This is a genomic window from Streptomyces sp. SID5785, from assembly GCF_009870065.1.
GTDB lineage: Bacteria > Actinomycetota > Actinomycetes > Streptomycetales > Streptomycetaceae > Streptomyces.
Map to the genome: position 1 here is coordinate 1 of NZ_WWIA01000423.1, position 348 is coordinate 348.

The 348-nt window shown below is 53.4% G+C and carries 2 rRNA genes; both read right to left on the reverse strand.

From position 1 onward, the window contains the following. Positions 1-60, reverse strand: a 5S ribosomal RNA gene (rrf, locus tag GTW43_RS13855); the annotation flags it as partial. Between the two features lie 140 nt (positions 61-200). Continuing rightward, positions 201-348 (reverse strand): 23S ribosomal RNA (locus tag GTW43_RS13860); the annotation flags it as partial.

Below are 348 nucleotides of genomic sequence, written 5' to 3' on the forward strand. Positions count from 1 at the left end.
AGGCTTAGCTTCCGGGTTCGGAATGTAACCGGGCGTTTCCCTCACGCTATGACCACCGAAACCCTATCAGTTGTCCCATTCCTGGAAATGGGAACCCGAACAGGGCAGCGAACAAGCACACTCTTCAATTAAGTAGTGAAACTGTTCAGCCAGCACAACCGTTCGTTGTCTGAGAACAAACACAGTGGACGCGAGCAACTGAGGACAAGCCCTCGGCCTATTAGTACCAGTCACCTCCACCCGTTACCGGGCTTCCAGATCTGGCCTATCAACCCAGTCGTCTACTGGGAGCCTTACCCCATCAAGTGGGTGGGAATACTCATCTCGAAGCAGGCTTCCCGCTTAGAT